The sequence below is a fragment of the Micromonospora sp. URMC 106 genome (genome assembly GCF_051386395.1).
Taxonomy (GTDB): Bacteria; Actinomycetota; Actinomycetes; order Mycobacteriales; family Micromonosporaceae; genus Micromonospora.
Map to the genome: position 1 here is coordinate 1 of NZ_JBPQTP010000292.1, position 240 is coordinate 240.

1 protein-coding gene is annotated in these 240 nt (G+C 70.4%); it reads right to left on the reverse strand.

The genetic code is table 11. The features are described from left to right. On the reverse strand, positions 1-240 hold a 240-nt coding region (locus tag ACSNOB_RS32155; RefSeq protein ID WP_436691226.1), incomplete at both ends, for an acyltransferase domain-containing protein.

Here is a 240-nt window from a genome sequence, read left to right on the forward strand (position 1 = left end):
AACGACTCCACCAGCCGGAACAGCGCCACCTCGACCGCGAACAACCCCGCCTGCGTGAACACCGTCTGATCCAGCAGCGCCGCCTCGGCCGAACCCTCGGCAGCGAACAGCACCTCCCGCAACGGACGCGGCAACAACGGATCCAACTGCCCGCACACCTCGTCCAGCGCGGCCGCGAACACCGGGAACTCGGCCGACAACTCCCGACCCATGCCCGCGCGCTGCGCCCCCTGACCCGAG